This is a genomic window from Nonomuraea sp. NPDC003201 (assembly GCF_053590415.1).
Genome location: NZ_JBSFTC010000544.1, coordinates 1 through 4,611, shown reverse-complemented (window position 1 = coordinate 4,611; position 4,611 = coordinate 1). Strand labels below are relative to the sequence as shown.

The 4,611-nt window shown below is 72.3% G+C and carries 6 protein-coding genes; 4 read left to right on the top strand and 2 right to left on the bottom strand.

Annotated elements, in window-relative coordinates:
• The first annotated feature begins 279 nt into the window (after nucleotides 1-279).
• The 3 genes from ACWDX9_RS60285 to ACWDX9_RS60275 are packed head-to-tail and all read left to right on the top strand — an operon-like array spanning nucleotide 280 to nucleotide 2,096.
• Nucleotides 280-957 carry a 3'-5' exonuclease gene (locus tag ACWDX9_RS60285; protein ID WP_449972899.1) on the top strand — a complete coding sequence of 226 codons (678 nt, stop codon included), beginning with the start codon at nucleotides 280-282 and terminating at the stop codon, nucleotides 955-957.
• A gap of 60 nt (nucleotides 958-1,017) precedes the next feature.
• The gene (locus ACWDX9_RS60280; protein ID WP_449972897.1) at nucleotides 1,018-1,524 is read left to right on the top strand and encodes an EXLDI protein; all 507 of its coding nucleotides are present in this window, start codon (nucleotides 1,018-1,020) and stop codon (nucleotides 1,522-1,524) included.
• A gap of 35 nt (nucleotides 1,525-1,559) precedes the next feature.
• Nucleotides 1,560-2,096, top strand: a complete 537-nt coding sequence (locus ACWDX9_RS60275; RefSeq protein WP_449972895.1) for a DUF1707 SHOCT-like domain-containing protein — start codon at nucleotides 1,560-1,562, stop codon at nucleotides 2,094-2,096.
• A 3-nt stretch (nucleotides 2,097-2,099) separates the two neighbouring features.
• Here the strand turns inward: ACWDX9_RS60275 and ACWDX9_RS60270 are convergent, their stop codons facing one another.
• Both ACWDX9_RS60270 and ACWDX9_RS60265 read right to left on the bottom strand, forming a co-directional pair.
• The gene (locus tag ACWDX9_RS60270) at nucleotides 2,100-2,855 is read right to left on the bottom strand and encodes a ZIP family metal transporter (protein ID WP_350735119.1); all 756 of its coding nucleotides are present in this window, start codon (nucleotides 2,853-2,855) and stop codon (nucleotides 2,100-2,102) included.
• Nucleotides 2,855-3,376: a hypothetical protein gene (locus ACWDX9_RS60265; RefSeq protein WP_449972893.1), complete on the bottom strand. Its 522-nt coding sequence runs from the start codon at nucleotides 3,374-3,376 to the stop codon at nucleotides 2,855-2,857. The genes ACWDX9_RS60270 and ACWDX9_RS60265 overlap by 1 nt, the downstream gene beginning before the upstream one ends.
• 372 nt (nucleotides 3,377-3,748) lie before the next feature.
• On the opposite strand from ACWDX9_RS60265, the gene ACWDX9_RS60260 reads away from it, so the two are divergent.
• Nucleotides 3,749-4,498, top strand: a complete 750-nt coding sequence (locus ACWDX9_RS60260) for a cyclase family protein (protein WP_449972891.1) — start codon at nucleotides 3,749-3,751, stop codon at nucleotides 4,496-4,498.
• Nucleotides 4,499-4,611: the final 113 nt, after the last annotated feature.

The following is a 4,611-nucleotide window of genomic DNA, read 5'->3' as shown; positions in this document are numbered from 1 at the left end:
ATGCTCAACCCCGCCTCCCCGCTCAGGCGCGTGGAGCGCCTGGCCGGGGTGGCGAGCGTGGCCCTGCTGCTGAGCGGGCCGGCGGCGGTGGCGCTGGTGCCCGGCTTCGCCTCGTTCGTGGCCCACCACTGCCATTCCCTCCTCACCTTCTGAGCCCGCGGCCCCGGAACCGTCCGGCCCGGTGGGCGGGCTGGAGCCGGACGGCGTCATCGAGGCCGGCGCCGATTTCGGCTTCCCGCATCGCGGGTGTGCGGACGGGCGACGGGGTACCGTCACCGCGTGGACGCGCCCGCAGCACGGACCGACTTGTACGACGACGCCGTTTTCACCCGCCACACTCTGGTCGTCATCGACTTCGAGGGGCTGACGCCGCAGGGGCGTCCCCTGGTGCCGGTCGAGGTGGGAGCGTGCGCCGTCAAGGCGGGCGGCGGCGATCTGGCCGAGGTGTGGCGGTTCGAGTCGTTGATGGCCCCGCCTGCGGGCGTGACCGCCACTCCGTGGGACGTGCGGCAGACCGGCATCACGGATGCCATGCTCGCCACCGCCCCACCGGCCGAACAGGTCATGGCCGCTCTCGACGACCGCCTGACGGCGCCGCCGTACCGGCTCGTCGCCCATCACGCCGCGACCGAGGCGGCCCTGATCGCCGGGCTGCGCTCGTGGTGCCCGCGGCTGGCCGCCGTCCCGCTGCTCGACACCGTACGGCTGGCCCGCCACCTGTATCCGCGGCTGCCCTCCCACAGCCTGGACACCCTGCTCGCGCACCTGGACATCCCCCGCCCGGCCGGTCGCCACCGGGCCCTGCCGGACGCCGAGGTGACGGCGCGGCTGCTGCGGCGGCTGCTGGCCGAGGGGGGCCGCACGCGCTGGCGCTCCCTGTACGACCTCGACGCCATCGGCGGCCTCGCACCCAAACGGCCACCGCACCGGCCGAGCGAGCAGCCGGGCCTGTTCTGACCCTGTTGCCATCATCCCCTCTTATACGTAGGCTTATACGTATACACGAGGAGGGCGGCCATGGTGCGCGGCACGACGATCGAGATCCCGGACGAGGACCTTCCGCTGCTGGAGCGGGCGCAGGGCCTGGCGGGCGGCACGCCGGCGGCGGCGATCAGCGAGGCGCTGCGGCGCTACGTCGAGGCGGAGGAGGGCCGCCGGCAGGGCTACGACGAGATCGTCATCCAGGTCGCCGGGGACGAGCGGCGCTTCTCGGGGGTGCTGCTCGGCGAGTGGGGCCGCACCAGCCGCGGCGGGCGGGTGGAGACGTTCCGGGTGTACCGCTCGGGCAAGGGCACGTTCGTCCTGCACGTCGATCGCTCGCCGGACTGGGTGAGCGGCTCGGAGTCCGACGACTGGCTCGGCTACCTCGGCCTGGGCGAGACGAGCTGGGGCTTCGTACCGGGTGATGCCGTCGTGGAGGTCGTCGGCACGATCGAGGAGCTGCGCGGCAGGATCCCCGCCGAGTTCTACGACCGGATCGCCGGGATCGCCGAGCGCCCCGTCGTCGAGGACCTCGACCTCTGACCGGCGAGCCGCCACGACCGAACAGGAAGGCAACCATGGAACTCCGGACGCGAGTCTCCGACGGCGACCGCGACATGGTCGTCCAACGACTTCAGCAGGCCTTCGCCGACGGCCGGCTCGGCTCCGCCGAGATGGAGGAGCGGCTCGAACGGGCGCTCACCGCCACCTCCCACGGCGACCTGGTGGCGGTCACCGCCGACCTGCCGGAGCTCCCGGACGAGACGGTGGAGCTGAGCTCCACCGGCGGCCGCATCAGGCGGGCGGGCGACTGGCAGGTCCCGCGCCGGTTACGGATCGAGTCCGAGTACGGCCAGGTACGGCTGGACCTGTCCGGGGCCGTCATCCCGCATGCCGAGATCGAGATCGGCCTCCGGCTCGACTACGGATCCGCCACGATCGTCCTGCCGCGCGGCGCGACCGCGAACACCGACGGGGTGCGCACCGACTGGGGCCGCGTGACCTGCGAGGCGCCGGGCCGTCCACGTCCCGGCGCTCCACACCTCGTGGTCACCGGGACGCTCCCCTACGGCCGGCTGCGGATCCGCGTCTCCCGCCGCCGGCTCAGCCGGTGAGGCTTACTCAGCCAGGCGCTCGATGGCGAAGGCCGCCAGGAATCCGATCGTGGTGATGAGCCCCGTGAGGGTGTGCGCGCGCTCGAAGGCTTCGGGGATCATCGTGTCGGCCACCATGGCGAGGATCGCGCCCGCCGCCACCCCCATGATCACCGCGGTGAACGCGGGCGAGGCGGACTGCATGGTGAGGTTGCCGAGCAGCGCCGCCAGGCCGCTGGCCAGCGCGATCCCGCCCCAGATGCCGAACACGTAGCCGGGGCCGCGGCCCGCGCGCTTCATCCCGGCGGCGCTGGAGAGCCCTTCGGGGACGTTCGAGATGAAGACCGCGGCGAGCACGGCGAGCCCGATCTTCCCCCCACCCACGAGGGACAGGCCGAGCACCACGGACTCGGGGACGCCGTCGAGCAGCGCGCCGATGGCGATCGCCGCGCCGCTCCCCTGGACGTCGGCCTCGCTCGGCTGCTGATCGCCCGAACGCTTGCGGTGCCGCGCGCCGTACCGGGCCAGCAGCGCGTTGGCCGCCACGTACGCGCAGGCGCCGGCGAGGAAGCCGACGGCGGCCGGTAAGAGCCCGCCGGCGCGTTCGGCCTCGTCCATCAGCTCGAACGACAGCGCCGAGATCAGGACACCGGCCCCGAAGGCCATGATCATGGCGATCCAGCGCGCCGGGACCTTCACCGACCAGGCGACCGCGGCTCCCACGACCAGGGCCCCGCCGGCCACCGACCCCCACAGCCCCGCCTCCAGCCATTCCGGCATCACCGCACCTCCACCCGCAGGACTGTACGCGCCGCACGTTCCCGTCCGGCCGGAGGGGCGGCGGTCATTGCGGCGATTGAGCAGTGCGGTGGTCGTGGTGACAGGGGACGGCGCCGATCCGCCGGCCGACGTGGCCGGTACGGGCTGAGCGGACGGCTCAAGAGCCCGCCACGACCGCCGGAGCCCTGAGACGCGGAACGCCGGTCGGCGGCATGGTTGAGCTTGAGCATCGCGAAGAGTTTCCCGGACGGCAGCGCGGGTTCCTGGTGGTCGCGGAAGTACTCGCCGAACGTCGTCATCAGTCTCGTGAACGTGTCCAGGTTGAAGTCGCTCCATTTCCAGGCGCGGTTGGTGATGAGCACCTGCCTCGGCGGCTCGGGCAGATCCCGGAACCAGAATCGGGTGATCACCCCGAAATTGCCGCCCCCGCCGCCGGTGTGCGCCCACAGCAGTTCCTGGCGGTCCGGATCGGGGTCGTCGCGGGTGGCGACGACGAGCTCCACCGTCCGGCGTTCCGTCACCACGGCCACCTCGACCGCGTACGGGTAGTCGACGGTGAGCCGCTCGCCCAGTCACCGCTGGTTGAACCCACGGCTGAGCGCCGGATGACGCGCGTCCCGACACCGGACACCGCGTCTGTTCCCGGACCGGGAAGGTCACGGCAGTGAGCGCACGGACATCTTCCGATGAATTGACCGGCGTATGGCGCGGCTACCGGGGCTGGTCCGGGGTTCCCCGCAGGGCGTTCTCGAGCCGGTGGGCGAATCGCGGCTCCCAGGTCGCCGCCTTGTACTTCGGCGTCCTGTTCGTGGCGATCTGCTACTTGTAGTACCACCTGTGCCACGGACGCCGTACGCGTCCCGCCCCTGTCCAGACGAAGGAGAACCAAGCTCATGGAACCCCCTCTGTGGTCGGCCTACCGCGAGCTCACCGCGAAGACGACCTGCGTGGACCTCACCCACGCCTTCCACTCGGGGCAGCCGCACTTCGCCGCGTTCCCGGACGAGCGGCGCGAGAAGGTCTTCGACATGGACCGCGGGGACGGCTTCAACGTCCACCTGTACACGCTCGTCGGTCAGTGGGGCACGCACGTGGACCCGCCCGCGCACTTCGTGGCCGGCGCGCGGACCGTCGACGAGATCCCGGTCGAGGAGATGATCCTGCCGCTGGTGGTGCTCGACATCACCCAGCGCGTGGAGGCCGATCCGGACGCCACCCCGACGACGGAGGACGTCGCGGCATGGGAGCGGCGCAACGGGAGGATCCCCGCCGGGGCGTTCGTGGCGCTGCGGACCGGTTGGGGCCGGCGCTGGCCGGACCGGGACGCGATGGCCAACAGGGACGCTGCGGGGGTCAGCCACACCCCCGGCTGGTCGGCCGACGTGCTGCGCTACCTGTTCGAGCAAGCGGGCGTCACCGCGATCGGCCATGAGCAGACCGACACCGATCCCGGGTCGGCCACGTCCAGGGGCGACTTCAGCCTGGAGCTGTACGTCCTGGCGCGGGACCGGTGGCAGATCGAGCTGATGGCCAACCTCGACCAGGTGCCCGAGACGGGCGCGCTGATCGTGGCGACCTGGCCCAAGCCCCAGGGCGGATCCGGCTTCCCGGCGCGCGTCTTCGCCCTGTGCCCGACCGGCTGAGAGCGGTGCGGCCGGCCGCGATCATCTCGCCCTGCTTCTTGACCGCACGCGCGACGAGATCGCTCGCCGGCTACGAGCTGATCGGGGTGGGCGGCCCGAACGCCGCCCACCCC